12 protein-coding genes and 1 tRNA gene are annotated in these 14072 nt (G+C 63.3%); 6 read left to right on the top strand and 7 right to left on the bottom strand.

The window, feature by feature from the left end; translation table 11 throughout:
• Both lptG and lptF read right to left on the bottom strand, forming a co-directional pair.
• Entirely contained in the window at positions 1–1119 is a 1119-nt protein-coding gene (lptG, locus tag AZ34_RS09790) for an LPS export ABC transporter permease LptG (protein ID WP_081767159.1), read from the bottom strand.
• Positions 1116–2237 carry an LPS export ABC transporter permease LptF gene (gene lptF / locus AZ34_RS09795; protein ID WP_035607563.1) on the bottom strand — a complete coding sequence of 374 codons (1122 nt, stop codon included), beginning with the start codon at positions 2235–2237 and terminating at the stop codon, positions 1116–1118. Before lptF ends, lptG begins: the two co-directional genes overlap by 4 nt.
• A gap of 24 nt (positions 2238–2261) precedes the next feature.
• Here lptF and AZ34_RS09800 point away from each other — a divergent pair, with 24 nt between their 5' ends.
• From AZ34_RS09800 to AZ34_RS09815, 4 genes are all read left to right on the top strand, one after another.
• Positions 2262–3767, top strand: a complete 1506-nt coding sequence (locus AZ34_RS09800) for a leucyl aminopeptidase (RefSeq protein WP_035607567.1) — start codon at positions 2262–2264, stop codon at positions 3765–3767.
• A gap of 11 nt (positions 3768–3778) precedes the next feature.
• Positions 3779–4237, top strand: a complete 459-nt coding sequence (locus tag AZ34_RS09805) for a DNA polymerase III subunit chi (protein WP_035607570.1) — start codon at positions 3779–3781, stop codon at positions 4235–4237.
• Positions 4238–4471: 234 nt separating this feature from the next.
• A complete protein-coding gene (locus tag AZ34_RS09810) occupies positions 4472–5632 on the top strand; it encodes a branched-chain amino acid ABC transporter substrate-binding protein (RefSeq protein ID WP_035607573.1) in 1161 nt (386 codons plus the stop codon).
• 109 nt (positions 5633–5741) lie between these two features.
• Positions 5742–5831: transfer RNA gene (locus AZ34_RS09815), tRNA-Ser, on the top strand.
• Positions 5832–6346: 515 nt separating this feature from the next.
• Here AZ34_RS09815 and AZ34_RS09820 read toward each other — a convergent pair.
• The 4 genes from AZ34_RS09820 to AZ34_RS09835 form a co-directional block, all read right to left on the bottom strand.
• Positions 6347–6766, bottom strand: a complete 420-nt coding sequence (locus AZ34_RS09820; protein WP_155831774.1) for a Spy/CpxP family protein refolding chaperone — start codon at positions 6764–6766, stop codon at positions 6347–6349.
• Positions 6767–7030: 264 nt separating this feature from the next.
• Positions 7031–7936 (bottom strand): EamA family transporter RarD, encoded by a 906-nt coding sequence (rarD, locus tag AZ34_RS09825; RefSeq protein ID WP_035607577.1) that lies wholly within the window; start codon positions 7934–7936, stop codon positions 7031–7033.
• Positions 7937–8078: 142 nt separating this feature from the next.
• A complete protein-coding gene (locus AZ34_RS09830; protein ID WP_035607580.1) occupies positions 8079–8993 on the bottom strand; it encodes an SPFH domain-containing protein in 915 nt (304 codons plus the stop codon).
• 49 nt (positions 8994–9042) lie between these two features.
• On the bottom strand, positions 9043–9492 hold the full coding sequence (locus AZ34_RS09835) for an NfeD family protein (RefSeq protein WP_035611388.1): 450 nt from the start codon (positions 9490–9492) through the stop codon (positions 9043–9045).
• A gap of 96 nt (positions 9493–9588) precedes the next feature.
• Between AZ34_RS09835 and AZ34_RS09840 the strand changes: the two genes are divergently transcribed.
• Positions 9589–11865, top strand: coding sequence for an arginine/lysine/ornithine decarboxylase (locus tag AZ34_RS09840; RefSeq protein ID WP_035607583.1), 2277 nt, complete (start codon positions 9589–9591; stop codon positions 11863–11865).
• A 21-nt stretch (positions 11866–11886) separates the two neighbouring features.
• On the opposite strand, the gene AZ34_RS09845 is transcribed toward AZ34_RS09840, so the two are convergent.
• Positions 11887–12861, bottom strand: coding sequence for a helix-turn-helix domain-containing protein (locus tag AZ34_RS09845; RefSeq protein ID WP_035607586.1), 975 nt, complete (start codon positions 12859–12861; stop codon positions 11887–11889).
• A 212-nt stretch (positions 12862–13073) separates the two neighbouring features.
• Here AZ34_RS09845 and AZ34_RS09850 point away from each other — a divergent pair, with 212 nt between their 5' ends.
• Positions 13074–14009, top strand: a complete 936-nt coding sequence (locus tag AZ34_RS09850; RefSeq protein WP_081767322.1) for a DNA ligase — start codon at positions 13074–13076, stop codon at positions 14007–14009.
• Positions 14010–14072 lie beyond the last annotated feature (63 nt).

The following is a 14072-nucleotide window of genomic DNA, read 5'->3' on the forward strand; positions in this document are numbered from 1 at the left end:
TCATCGTTTGAGTACCAACCAAGCGAAGGCCGCGAGCGAAATGAGCATGAAGATCAGGCCGGGCGTGGCTGCGGCGATCCAGGGCGTCCACTGTCGCAATTCGCCGATGTAACCGAACATGCTGTTGAGGAAAAAGAAGGTCACGCCCGCCATTACGCCGCCGAAGACATAGAGCGAGATGCCTTGGTTGCGGAAATGCAGGTAGGCGAAGGGCAGGGCCATCATCACCATGACCAAGCAGGACAAGGGATAGAACACTTTCTTCCAAAATTGGATTTCGTAGCGATCGGCACTCTGAGCGTTGTCTTCCAGATGCCGGATGTACTGAAAGAGATCAACCGCGTTCATGCGGTTGGGGTCGAGTACGGCGGCAGCGATCATCTCAGGTGAGATGTTGGTGGGCCAGCGGTACGAGGGCAAACGCGTGGTTTCGATGCGATGGACATCGGAGCCGGCCGCGATGAACTCGGTGCGCTCGACCTCCAGCAGCGTCCAACTCTGGTCGCTGTTGAAACGGGCCCTAGGCGCTTGCAGGGTCGAGACCAGATTGCCTGCGTTGTCGATCTCGTAGATGCGCACCCGTTCCAGGGTGCCATCAGGTAGCAAGGCGCCGATGTTGATGCCGTACTTGGCGTAGGGCTCGCGCTCGCGCAGCCAGGCGCCAGCCTTTCCGACGGGGCCCGCGCCCGATCGAAATTGGGCGCGGTAGGACTCTGCCGTCTGGTTGGACCAGGGGCTGAGGTAGTCACCGATCACAAAAGTGGTCGCGGCAAACATGATTCCCGCAGCCAGCAGCATGAGCAGGGCGCGCCAGGGCCCTAGCCCGCTGGTGCGCAGAATGGTGAATTCCGAGCTCTGTGCCAGCCGCGTCATCACGTAGATGGTGCCGATCAGTACCGTGATGGGCAGCAATTCGTAAAGATGTGCCGGCGCGAGCAGCAACACATAGGCCAATGCCTGTGGAATGTGGAAACCCGGGCGATCCGCCCGACCAACCGAAGACAGTTGGTCAATGAAGTCGAAGAAGATGAAGAGCGCCAGGAATGCCAGGGTCACGAAGGTGGTCGTGAGCAGGATTTCACGGAACAGCAAGCGGCGCAGGGTGGGGGTCATGATCATGGCTGTGCCTTTCCTTGCGCGAGGGTGGCTCGGCGGTGACTGGGCAACAGCGTGTGCCAGTCCCAAGCCTGGTGCCGAAGCGCGAGCCAGACCAGGGCCAGCAGCAACAGACCGCCATGGGTCGCCAGCATGTACGTACCGAAGTCGAGACGGCCCTGCCGTATCCAGCTCTGCCCGATGGTGATCAGGTTCTGCAGGATCTGGAACAGCATCAGGGAAAAAATCAGATTGCCTGTGCGACTGACCCGCGGGTTCACGCGGGTGTAGGCCAGTGCGAAGATGAGCAGTTGCAGCGCGACCAGGGGGTGTCCCAGGCGCATCGACAACTCCCCGAGATTTTCCCGCGTTGGCGTGAGCAGGAGGTCGAGCGTCGGACGCGAGCCCAAGGACAGCGCGCCGCGACCACGCAAGGGGTCCTCAAGTACCAGCATTCGGTAGTGTTCGAACTCGGCCACTCGAACGCCGGGCTCGTCTGCGCGGCTCTCGAGGCGCTGCCCATGTTCAAGCACCAGAAAACGGTCTCCTCCGACCAGCTCGGTGTAACCCCGTCGGGCGGAGATCACTGTTTTCTTGCCGTTCTCTTCCGTGGCGACGAAGACATTGTTGGCCTTGAGTTCGCCGATGTCACCCTTTTCGACGAAGAACACCTTGGATCCGTCGGACGATGTCTGGAACTGTCCGGGTTGGATGCGTTCCAGATCATTGCGCTGCGCGAACTGGCGCTGCAGTTCGCTGATTTGGGTTTTGGCCCAGGGCAGGGCCAACAGAGACAGCAGGGCGACGGCCAACAACACCGGCCAGGCGAACCGTAGCAGGGCGGGCAATAGGCGAGCCAGCCCGATTCGGCTGGAAAACCAGATCACCATCTCGCTGTCGGCATAGAGGCGTGACAGCGTCATCACCACCGCGATGAACAGGGCCAGGCTGATCATGCTGGGCAGGAACGTGACCACGGTGTAGCCCATCACGAGCATCACGTCGGCCGGGTTGAAGTTGCCGCGCGAAGCCTGGCCCAGGACGCGGATGAGCGTCATGGTGACCAGGATCGTCACCAGCACAATGGCCGTGGCCCCGAAACTGCGCGCCAGTTCCTTGCGGATGGATGAATCGAATAACATCAGCGAAGAAGGAAAACCCGGATTATGAACTTCGATCTGCTGATTTCAGACCTGAATCCCACAGCACGGCAGGGGAGCGATGCCTTGTTGGTATTGCTGCAGGACGGCTACAAGCCCGACAGCGTGGCCAAAGAAGAGCTGTCGGCCCTCGTGGCCCAGGCCCTCAAGGCCGGCGATATCCAGACCCAGGCCGGCAAGTGGCTGGCCTTGTACAAGCCCTCACCGGCGCGCGCATCGCGCGTGCTGCTGGCCGGCATCGGCACGGGGACACCGCGCCAGGTCAGGCAGGCCGTGACCGCAGCCCTGGGAGCCCTGCGCAGCGGCACGCCCGCCGTGAAAAAGCTCACGGTCTGTTTTGCCGCCGCGCCCCAGGCTGGCAGCTTGCGCGCTGCCATGATGGCTGTGGCCGATGCCAGTTATGTCTATACCACCACCAAATCCAAGGCCGACGCGCGCAGTCTGACCCGTGTCACGCTGGCCGTGCCCCAGTCTGTGGCCAAGGATTCGGTGCAGACGGAGTTCCAGAGGGCGGCGGCCACCGTGGCCGGCATTGAACTGGCCAAGGAATGGGCCAATCGGCCCGCCAACCACGCCACGCCCACGCACCTGGGCGCGGCCGCGCAGGCCCTGGCCAAGCTGCCGCGCATCAGTTGCCAGGTTCTGGGGCCGAAGGAGGTCGCCAAGCTCAAGATGGGGGCCTTCATGGCCGTGGCCCAGGGCTCCGAGCAACCCCTGCGTTTCATCGTGCTGAATTACAAGGGCGCGGCGCCCAGTCAGGCGCCCACCGTGCTGGTGGGCAAGGGCATCACCTTCGACACCGGCGGCATCTCCATCAAGCCCGCAGGCGAGATGGACGAGATGAAATTCGACATGGGCGGTGCGGCCAGCGTGCTGGGCACATTCCGCGCGCTCGCCGAACTGCAGCCCGCGATCAACGTCGTGGGCCTGATCCCTAGTTGCGAGAACATGCCCGATGGCCGTGCCATCAAGCCCGGCGATGTGGTGACCAGCATGAGCGGGCAAACCATCGAAATCCTGAACACCGACGCCGAAGGGCGGCTGATTCTGTGCGATGCGCTGAGTTACGCCGAGCGCTTCAAGCCCGCCGCCGTGGTGGACATGGCGACCTTGACCGGCGCCTGCGTGATCGCGCTGGGCGCGGTGCGCAGTGGCCTGTTCAGCACCAGCGACGACCTGGCTCAGCGCCTGCTGGCCGCGGGCGAGGCGGCGCAGGATCTGGCATGGCGCATGCCCCTGGACGACGACTATGCCGAAGGCCTCAAGAGCAATTTCGCCGACGTGGCCAATATCGCGGGCCGGGCGGCTGGTGCGGTGACAGCGGCCAAATTCCTGCAGCGCTTCACGGAGAAATTTCCCTGGGCGCACCTGGACATCGCGGGCACGGCCTGGAAGGGGGGCGCGGCCAAGGGCGCCACGGGCCGCCCTGTTGGACTGCTGCTGGAGTTTCTGTTGGGCCATCCTGCCCAAGCCCTGGGCAAGGCCCGCAGGGCTGCAGCCGTCAAGCGCTGAACCCGACACGCATGACGACCGAGGTCGCCTTCCATTTCAATGCGCCAGACAAGCTGGCCTATGCTTGCCGACTGCTGCGCAAGGCCGTGGCCCAGGGCGCGCGCGTGGTGGTGAGCGCGCCTGCGGACACACTGGCGAAATTGGATGTCATGCTGTGGACATTTTCCCAGACCGATTTTGTCGCGCATGTCCGCTTGCCCATGCGCCCAGCCCCGCAAGCGAGCGTGGATGTGGCCTTGGCCATGTCGCCCGTTTTGCTTGCCGACGATGCCGCTGCGCCCGACCTGCCGCACCGCGAGGTGTTGCTCCATCTTGGTTCTGACATGCCCCAAGGTTATGCGGACTATGCCCGCGTGATCGAGGTGGTCAGTTTGGATGAGCAGGATCGGCAACAGGCTCGCCAGCGCTGGAAGCGGTACACCGAGCAGGGTCACACCATCGTTCGCCACGATCTGCAGTTGGCTTCCTAGCATCGGCTCGGCATGACCCGGCAGGGGCATGTCTGATCCCGGGTGGGTGGCTTTCCTGGACCGGGCATTGTTTTTGCATAAGCTGAGTTGAAACTGCGGCGCAGGTCACCAAAAACTCAGCGGGCTGGGACGCTCTCTTACAAAAGTCCCTTCGGTCCCCGCTGAATTTTGATGTAGGCTAGCGCCTGCGGTTTTTTTGAACCTGCAAAATTCCCCAACATCTGGAGTCCATAAATGTCCATGAAAAAAGTTACTGGCGTGCTGACCCTCGTGGCCGCCGCCGCCCTCCTGGCCGCTTGCGGCAAGAAGGAAGAGGCAGCTTCCAGCGTCGTCAAGATTGGCCACGTCGGTCCGGTCAGCGGCCCCATCGCCCACCTGGGCAAGGACAACGAACTCGGCGCCCGCATGGCCATCGAGGAACTGAACGCCGCTGGCGTGACCATCGGTGGCCAGAAGGTCACCCTTGAGCTGCTGGCTGAAGACGATGGCGCCGATCCCAAGCAAGGCACTGCCGCCGCGCAGAAGCTGGCCGATGCCAAGATCGCCGGCGTGATCGGCCACCTGAATTCCGGCACGACCATCCCCGCTTCCAAGATTTACAGCGACGCTGGCATTCCGCAGATCTCCCCGTCCGCCACCAACCCCAAGTACACCCGCCAAGGCTACAAGACCACCTTCCGCGTGGTGGCCGATGACGTGCACCTGGGTGGCACGCTGGGCAAGTACGCCGTGGGCACGCTGGCCGCCAAGAACGTGGCCGTGATCGATGACCGCACGGCTTATGGCCAAGGCGTGGCCGAGGAGTTCACCAAGGCTGCCGAAGCCGCTGGTGCCAAGGTCGTGGCCAAGGAATTCACGACCGACAAGGCCACCGACTTCAATGCCATCCTGACCTCCATCAAAGGCAAGAAGCCCGATGTGGTGTTCTTCGGTGGTATGGACGCCGTTGCCGGCCCGATGCTCAAGCAGATGAAGGCACTGGGCATCGAAGCCAAGTTCATGGGCGGCGACGGCATTTGCACGGGCGAACTCGCCAAGCTGGCTGGCGACGCGATCGGCGAAGACAAGGTGTTCTGCGCCGAAGCCGGTGGCGTGGACGAGGCTGGCAAGCCCGCCCTGGACAAGTTCAAGGCTGACTTCAAGGCCAAGTACAACGTCGACGTGCAGATCTATGCTCCCTACGTCTATGACGCCACCAAGGTCATGGTCGCTGCGATGGTCAAGGCAGGTTCTTCCGATCCCGCCAAGTACCTGCCCGTCCTGGCTGCCACCGAAGGCTACCAAGGCGTGACCGGCACCATCGCCTTCGACGAGAAGGGTGACATCAAGAACGGCGCGCTGACCTTGTTCACCTACAAGGCCGGTACCCGCACGCAACTCGCCGTGGTCCGCTGATCACTGCTGAGAGCTTCCGAGCAAAAAAAGCGCCCGTGCAAACGGGCGCTTTTTTCTTTGCACGGCGAATTCCGACGGCTTTCGCTGCGCTAGAATAGCGGGCTTCGCAGGAGAGGTGGATGAGCGGTTTAAGTCGCACGCCTGGAAAGCGTGTGTAGGGTAATACCTACCGCGGGTTCGAATCCCGCCCTCTCCGCCAAAATTCGGTTTCGGACAATCCCGGAACCTCTCAAGACCCGCATGTTTCCTAGACATGCGGGTTTTTTGTTGTCCCGCGTTGTCTCGGGCATGCTGGCCACCTACCAATGATTTGTTGGCATGTCTGATGGCATTTCCCAGCCACATGGCCTGCTTTTCGGCATCGAGGTCGAGCTTGTTTGGGTTGCCCCCGCCTCGTCTAGGTGGATTCGGTCTCATCCGACCGCAGGCACCTCTTCACTGTGTCGCGAGCCGGACCTGCATGGCTGGCGATCTTGCGGATGGATGTCTGCACTCGCAGTGCCCACGGCCCGATGACCACGGATCGGCTCTAACTCGCCTGACACGGTCAGTTGCCTGGGCAAGGGCAGGGCGGGTCAATGAAAAGGCCCACGGATCATTTCCGTGGGCCTGGCTTGGTTCAAATGCGGCAGAGGAGATTTACCAGGGGGACGGTATATCTCGCCTTTGAAAAATGGAAGCCCCGTGAAACGATCGACAAGGCTCCTGCCTTCGTCAATACCCTCTCAAGCGGCCATAAAGTTCCACTTGCTCGTCCGTCAGCACGTCCATCATCTGCAAGTGGTAGCGCAGATGGGTCTCACGCAATCGCCCTTGTGCCATTGCAGACTGCGAGGTGGCTTCTGACAAAAGGCGCGCATCAATCTGCCTGTTCTTGAACAGCGTATCCAATGCCGTTTCCGCGGTGATCAGCGCTTCCCCCGCGGCACGGGCTTCCTCCTGCATCTGGGTGTGCAAGGTCTGGGTCTGCCGGCGTTGTTGTTCAGACAGTTTCAGCGGCTCCGCCAATTCCAGGACATGGCTGGGCCCCGGATAGCCATGGAGTTCGGCAGGCAGTGCCAGTGACATGCCTTTGCCTGCGCGCAGATCCGCGATGTCCTGGTCCGACAGCGCCTTGATGGTGCGTGCCTGCATGCCTGCGTAAGGGCTGTGCTTGTGGTCTTGCCCGGCGCCATGGCCGGAATGGCTGTGCTGCGCTGATGCCGATGCCAGTAGCAACGCGCTGGCGAGCCCTGCGAGGAAGGTGTGCTGTTTCATGGCTGGAAACTCCGAAGTAGGCAAGGATTCAGGTTGATGCGAGGAATCTGACGCCCAAGACTGGCTCGGTCGTGGACCATCCATCGGTTGGGGGCCTCTTACGCGGACGATGAATGGTCACCTCAGACGCACCCTATCTGTTTACCTGCGTTCCCGCAATCGCAGGAGTCCTTCCGCCATCAGCAGAAGGATGGCGATCCAGATGGCCAGGTAGATCACCCATTGCCCCGCGTCGATGCGCTCCCCCAGCAGCAGGGAGATCAGCACCAGCACGGCGGGTTCCACATACCCCAGCAGGCCGAGCAGACCCATGGGCAGGCCGCGACTGGAGAGGATGTAGAGCAGCAGGGCGCTGGCGCTGATCAGGCCCAGCAGGGGCACCAGTAGCAGTAGGGCGGGCCGATCCAGGTACACATGCCAGCCCGAGCCGTCCACGCCGAAGGCGAACCAGGCCGCCACGGGCAGCATCAGCAGTTGGTCGAACCACAGACCACCCAGGTGGTTGGTGCGGAAATGCCGCCGCAGGACGAAATACACGGGGTAACCCAGCGCCACCAGCGCGGTGGGCCAGGCGAAATGGCCCGCGCGCCAAAGCTCGTACCCCACGCCCAGGCCGGCCGCCAACACCGCCGCGCGCAGCAGCACGCTGAGCTTTTCCCGGTAGATGAGGCGTCCCGCCAGCACCATGGTCAGCGGCAGCAGGAAGTAGCCCATGGCCACATCCAGTCCGTGGCGCGCCTGCGGCGCCCAGACGAAAAGCCAGAGCTGCACGCCCAGCAAGGCGGACGACAGCGGCAGCACCAGCCAAAGCAGGGGCTCTTGACGCAGGCGCGCCAGGGTCGTGCGCACCAGCAGCCAGGCGCGGCCGATGCCGCCCCAGCGCTCGCCCATGAGCAGGAAGGCCGTCATCACGGGCCAGGTCATCAGCATGCGCCAGCCATACACCTCCGTGCCCGAGAGGGGGGCGAGCAAGGTGCTGAGGTAGTACATCAGCCCGAAGAGCAGGGAAGACAGCAGGGAGAGCGTTACGCCCTGGCGGGTGGTCATGGAGTGAAAAGAGGGCAAACGAAAAAAGCGGCGCGAAGTGCGCCGCCAGCAGCAGACCGAAGGGTTTGTGTCGAGCTGGGGAGGGATTATCCAGGCGCTGACGGCGAGGTCAGCGCCGGTGGACGCAGGGCAGGGCAGGGGTTCAGTTCTTGGGCGCTTGCCGCACCAGGGTCATCGCCGAGGCGATCAGGGCCGAAACCTCGCTCATATTGCCAGGGATGATCAGCGTGGTGCTGGCGTCGGCGGCCACCTGCCCGTAGGCGTCGACGGCTTTTTCGGCCACCTTGAGCTGCACGGCCTGTTCGCCGCCGGGCTGGCGGATGGCAGCGGCCACGCGCGCGATGGCTTCGGCCGTCGCCTCGGCCACGGCGGTGATGGACGCCGCCTCGCCCTGGGCCTTGTTGATGATGGACTGTTTTTCGCCCTCGGAACGCGCGATGTAGGCTTCACGTTCGCCCGTGGCGATGTTGATCTGTTCCTGTCGCCGGCCCTCGGACGCGGCGATCAGCGCGCGCTTTTCGCGTTCGGCGGTGATCTGGGACTGCATGGCCAGCAGGATTTCCTTGGGCGGTGTCAGGTCCTTGATTTCGTAGCGCAGAACCTTGACGCCCCAGTTCAGCGCGGCCTCGTCGATGGCCGAAACCACCTGGGCATTGATGATGTCGCGTTCCTCGAAGGTCTTGTCGAGTTCCAGCTTGCCGATCACGCTGCGCAGCGTGGTCTGCGCGAGCTGGGTCACGGCCACGATGTAGTTGGAGGAACCGTAGCTCGCGCGCATGGGGTCGGTGACCTGAAAGTAGAGGATGCCGTCCACCTGCAGCTGCGTGTTGTCGCGCGTGATGCAGACCTGGCTGGGCACGTCGAGCGGAATTTCCTTCAGGCTGTGCTTGTAGGCCACCTTGTCGATGAAGGGAAAAATGAAGTTCAAACCGGGTGTCAACGCGCCGTGGTACTTGCCCAGGCGTTCGACGACCCAGGCATTTTGCTGTGGCACGACCTTGACCGAGCGGCTGATGAAGATGACGGCGATGACGAGCAGGACGATGGCTATTTCCATTGGGGACTTTCAGTGTTACAGGGCGTGGTCGCGTTGATCGGCGGGGTGTTCAGGGCGCGGGCGCATCGTCATCGCGTCTTTTCAGCAGCAATCGGTTGCCACGCACTTCGACAATGCGGTAGAGCCCGGGTGTCTGGGCCTCCTGGGGATGGGCGGTGGCGGCCGACCAACTGGCGCCTCGGTATTTCACGCGGGCCGTGCCGTCGGTGTCCCATCGCTGGACCTGCACTGTTTCACCGATGTCCAGGTTCACATCCCGGTTGGCGTTGGCGCGCGAGGTGGTGCGCGCGCGGCGGCGCAGGCGGTACCAGACCAGCACGGCCAGCGCGCCGACCAGTGCCGCGCTGGTGATCTGGCCGCTGGCCGGCAACCCGGCGTGCGTGGCCAGGGCACCGGCGGCCACGCCCAGGGCCAGCATCAGCAGGTAGAAGGTGCCACTCAGCAATTCGGCCGCGACCAGGATGCCGGTGGCCAGCCACCAGAGGGTTGAATCCGCCATGGACTTTTCCTTGTGTTCCAATTCGGTTTGTTCGATCCTCATTGTGCGGCAACGCGACGGGGCGCTCGTGATATCCCTACACATGACATTTCGCGTATGAAATTCCGTTTCCCCATTGTCATCATTGACGAAGACTTCCGTTCCGAAAACACCTCCGGCCTGGGCATCCGGGCGTTGGCCGAAGCCATCGAAAAAGAGGGTTTCGAGGTTCTGGGTGTGACGAGTTATGGTGATCTGTCGCAATTCGCCCAGCAGCAGAGTCGCGCCAGCGCCTTCATCCTGTCCATCGACGACGAGGAATTCGCGCTGGCCACGGATGTGACGGTCGCCCCCGCCGTGCAGAACCTGCGCCGCTTCATCGAGGAAGTTCGGCGCAAGAACGCCGACGTGCCCATCTACATCTACGGCGAGACCAAGACCAGCCGGCACCTGCCCAACGACATCCTGCGCGAGTTGCACGGCTTCATCCACATGTACGAAGACACGCCGGAGTTCATGGCGCGCCACATCATCCGCGAGGCCAAGAGTTACCTGGAAGGCGTGCAGCCGCCGTTCTTCAAGGCCTTGCTGGATTACGCCGAGGACGGGTCGTACTCCTGGCACTGCCCCGGCCATTCGGGTGGTGTGGCCTTCCTCAAGAGCCCGGTGGGCCAGATGTACCACCAGTTTTACGGCGAGAACATGCTGCGCGCCGATGTGTGCAACGCGGTGGAGGAACTCGGCCAACTGCTGGACCACAACGGTGCCATCGGCGAGAGCGAGCGCAATGCCGCGCGCATCTTCAATGCCGATCACTGCTATTTCGTGACCAACGGCACCAGCACCAGCAACAAGATTGTCTGGCACCACACCGTGGCGCCAGGCGATGTGGTGGTGGTGGACCGCAACTGCCACAAGAGCATCCTGCACGCCATCATCATGACCGGCGCCATTCCGGTCTTTCTCAAGCCCACGCGCAACCACTACGGCATCATCGGACCGATTCCGCAGAGCGAGTTCGAGCCTGCCGCCATCCAGGCCAAGATCAAGGCCAATCCGCTCCTGAAGGGGGTCGATGAAAAATCGGTGCGACCGCGCGTGATGACGCTCACGCAGTCTACTTACGATGGCGTGCTCTACAACACCGAGACCATCAAGAGCCTGCTTGACGGTTACGTGGACAACCTCCACTTCGACGAAGCCTGGCTGCCTCACGCGGCATTCCACCCCTTCTACGGGCGCTACCACGCCATGGGCAAGAAGCGCGCGCGGCCCAAGAATTCGGTGGTCTATTCCACCCAGTCCATCCACAAGCTGCTGGCCGGCATCAGCCAGGCCAGCCATGTGCTGGTGCAGGACGCGGAGAACCAGAAACTGGACCATCACCTCTTCAACGAGGCCTACCTGATGCACACCAGCACCAGCCCGCAGTACAGCATCATCGCCAGCTGCGACGTGGCCGCGGCGATGATGGAGCCGCCCGGCGGGCGCGCGCTGGTGGAGGAAAGCATCATCGAATCGCTGGACTTCCGTCGCGCCATGCGCAAGGTGGCCGAGGAGTATGGCAAGGACTGGTGGTTCAAGGTCTGGGGCCCGGAAGGGCAGACCGAGGAGGGTATGGGCACCGCGGAGGACTGGATCATCCGCAGCGATGGCCGGTCCGCGAAGAGCAAGTGGCACGGCTTCGGCCAGCTGGCCGATGGCTTCAACATGCTGGACCCGATCAAGGCCACCATCGTCACGCCCGGCCTGAACCTGGATGGCAAGTTCGACAAGACCGGCATTCCGGCGGCCATCGTGACCAAGTTCCTGGCCGAGCACGGCGTGGTGGTCGAGAAGACGGGGCTCTACAGCTTCTTCATCATGTTCACCATCGGCATCACCAAGGGCCGCTGGAACACCTTGCTGACGGCCTTGCAGCAGTTCAAGGACGACTACGACAAGAACCAACCCATGTGGCGCATCATGCCGGAGTTCTGTCAGAAGCACCCGCGCTACGAGCGCATGGGCCTGCGCGACCTCTGCCACTTCGTCCACGAGATGTACGCCAACTACGACATCGCGCGCCTGACGACGGAGATGTACCTGAGCGACCTGTTGCCGGCGATGAAACCCAGCGACGCCTACGCGCACATCGCCCACCGCCGCACCGAGCGCGTGGAAATAGACGAACTGGAAGGCCGCGTCACGGTCGGCTTGATCACGCCGTACCCGCCCGGCATCCCGCTGCTGATCCCGGGCGAGGTGTTCAACAGGAAAATCGTGGACTACCTCAAGTTCGCGCGCAAGTTCAACCAGGAGTGCCCGGGTTTCGAGACCGACATCCACGGGCTCGTGGAAGTCAAGGACGCGACCGGGAACAAGCGCTATTTCGCGGACTGCGTGCAGGCCTGATGCGGGTGCCGATGCGCGTGGTCAGCGCGGCGCCGTGCTGGCCTGCGCAGAGCCGGCACGGCATTCACCCGGCGTCATGCCGTAACGCTGCTTGAAACGCCGGTAGAAGGTCGACACCTCGCCGAAGCCGGCTTCGAAGCCGATCTCGACTGTGCTGAGGTGTTGGCAGGCAGCCTCGTGCAGCAACGCCCGTGCACGTTCCAGCCGTGCCTGCGTGAGGAACTCATGGAAACTGAGGTCCGAGAGCGCGAAGAGTTCGTGCAGGGTGCGCACCGACATGCCGAAAGCGCTGGCGACGCGCTCGGGGCTCAGATCCATCTCTCGCGCGCGCTGCGCCACCTCCCTTTGGACGCGCGCAAGCAAGGCCCTGCGGCGGGCACGGCGCACCGATTCCTGCGTTTCAGACGGAGCACCGACGACGCCGGCCACCAGCATGTGCAGCGTCTCCAGGGCCAGTTCCAAATTCGCCGTGGACAGGCCTGCGTGGTGATGCAGCAGGCCGTCGAGCCAGTGGGTTATGAGTTCGCGTTCCGAGCAGTCCTTATCGATCCGTTGCATCGCCAGTCCGGATGATCCCAGCCGCAGCCGCGCCTGGAGTCGGCGGCGCGGGACACGCCAGAGCCGGAAATCAAACAGCCGGTCCGTGCCCGTGCTGAAGGGGATGTTCGGGTCGGCGATGACCATGTCGCCGGACTCCAGGACGCAGTGGCGGCTTTGCTGCTCGAACCAGACGCGGCCTTGTCCCTGCAGGTAGATGTAATAGGTATCGCCGGGCTGTTCATCGATGTCCCGCTGGCTGCGTCGCACCAGATGACCATCGCACCGGATGTCGGTCACGTCCAGTCCGCCCTGCCTGTGCCGACTGATGCTGCCCTGAAACGTTCCACGCGTCCGATGTTCGGGCGTGAGTGCGTAGACATGCTGCGAGCAGGCCTCACGCCATTGCTCGAAGCGCTGGGTCTGGGGCAGGTCGTCGGTGGACCATCGCATGAACATGGTGTCCTCGGGGCGATCGGGAGGTGCGCGAGCTGGGACCGCTGTCATCTTCGCCATCGGTGTCCCGTGCCGAACGGATTATCCAATAGGGGCCAACGCCAGTGCCCCGGGGTGTACCCGAGCGGCTGGATCGAATTCAGCACTTCAAGAATTCGCGCTTCACACCGATGCAGTTGCTTTCGTGCAAGCATGCCTCGACCTACGATGGCCCGATGAACTTCGCACTCAGGCCTCCTTCAAAGCGCTGCGTGGTCGCCGTCTTGATGCTTTGCATGCTGGCCATAGCAACCGTCTCGGCGTGGTCGCAGAACCAGCCGCCGCGCCTGCTGCTCGCTGGCGAATACCGCCCTGACGCGCAGCCCAGCCTGCATTTGCCGGACTACTGGGTCAGCGAAAAATTCGATGGTGTGCGCGCCCGCTGGGATGGGCACCAATTGGTTTCGCGCGGTGGCCACCGCATCCACGCACCCACCTGGTTCACCCATGGGTGGCCGGACCAGGCCATGGACGGCGAACTCTGGGGAGGTCGGGGCCAATTCGAAGAAACCGCGGGCACGGTCGCGCGCATCACGCCCGAGAACAGCGCCTGGAAACGACTGCGCTTCATGGTGTTTGACCTGCCAGACCATGGCGGCTCCTTCACCGAACGCGTGGCGGCCATGACGGCCCTGCGGGAAGGCTTGCGCGGTACACCTTCCAGCACCTGGTTGCAGATCGTCGAACAACGCCGGGTGGGCACGCAGGCCGAGCTGGACCGCCTGCTGGATGCGACGGTACAGGCTGGCGGCGAGGGCTTGATGCTGCACCGGGGCGAGGCGAGGTACCGGGCTGGACGAGGCGACGACCTGCTCAAGGTCAAGCCCTTCCAGGATGCCGAGGCCCAGGTGCTGTCCCATCTGCCGGGTCGGGGGCGCCACACGGGGCGCATGGGCGCGCTGCTGGTGCAGACCCCCGATGGCCGGCGCTTTCGCCTGGGCACGGGCTTCAGCGATGCGCAACGCACGCATCCACCGCCACCCGGCAGCTGGGTCAGCTACCGCTACCGGGGCCTGACGGCGGATGGCCTGCCACGGTTCGCCGCCTTCCTGCGCGTGCGCGCCGATGCCGAACTCATGTTGCCGGCGTCGGACGAGGCCGCACGCCGCTGAAGTCACAGGCACGAATCCGCGCCCATTGCGCATCCATGCGGCGCGCGATGCGAAGACAGGGTT

The organism is Hylemonella gracilis str. Niagara R (assembly GCF_000600295.1).
Classification (GTDB): domain Bacteria; phylum Pseudomonadota; class Gammaproteobacteria; order Burkholderiales; family Burkholderiaceae_C; genus Hylemonella; species Hylemonella gracilis_A.